The sequence below is a fragment of the Oleiphilus sp. HI0117 genome (assembly GCF_001635235.1).
This window is the reverse complement of record NZ_LWGA01000466.1, coordinates 1-712: the sequence shown is the minus strand read 5'-3', so window position 1 is coordinate 712 and position 712 is coordinate 1. Positions and strand designations below refer to the sequence as shown.

The 712-nt window shown below is 43.7% G+C and carries 1 protein-coding gene; it reads right to left on the bottom strand.

Going from position 1 to position 712, the window contains the following annotated elements:
* A partial coding sequence (locus A3757_RS05350; protein WP_156506195.1) for an HD-GYP domain-containing protein occupies positions 1-712 on the bottom strand: 712 nt, incomplete at both ends.

Genomic DNA, 712 nt, shown 5'->3' with positions numbered 1-712 from the left:
AGCGCCTGGGACGGTTAGATCCAAGACAGAAGTAATCGACAGCTCTTTATCTGTCTTGATTTTTGCAAGGTTAATCACCTTGGGCTTAATATGCGCCATCCCTGCCATATCGTAAACAACCTTTACGACAGGTAATTTTGGTTGATCGGCATCGATCTCAAGAACAATACCTTTTTCTTTGTTGCTTAGCTGGACAGCACTACCCACCGGATAAACACTCAATAGACTAATCAGCGCTGACACGGAAGGCTCATCAAGTTTTTCATTTTTGGCCTCTTTATATAGATTAGCAAGAGCGCCATGAGGTGTTACCGCAGGCCTATCAAGCAAGCCGTGGACTAACTCATCATACCTGACAACCACTGCGAAAACCTTACTTAAAGGATGTATCTGATCAGACTTAAGTCCAGAAGGGTAACCGCTTCCATCCAGGTGCTCATGATGCTCGGTAATAATGCGCATTACGATTGAACTGAGCTCACAGTTTTGTTTTAACGACCGTAAGCCTATCGAGACATGCTGATAAATTAACTTCTTTTCACTCGCCGTATAAGGTGATGCCTTACCAAGCAAATGCATAGGCAGTTTTAGCCAACCCGTATCGTGAAAAAATGCGGCTAAAGCGAGCGCCTGTTGTGCATCGTCACCTAAGCTGAGCTTGATAGATATACTTAAGACTAAACTAAATGAAGCGAAAGTATGATTTGCGAGC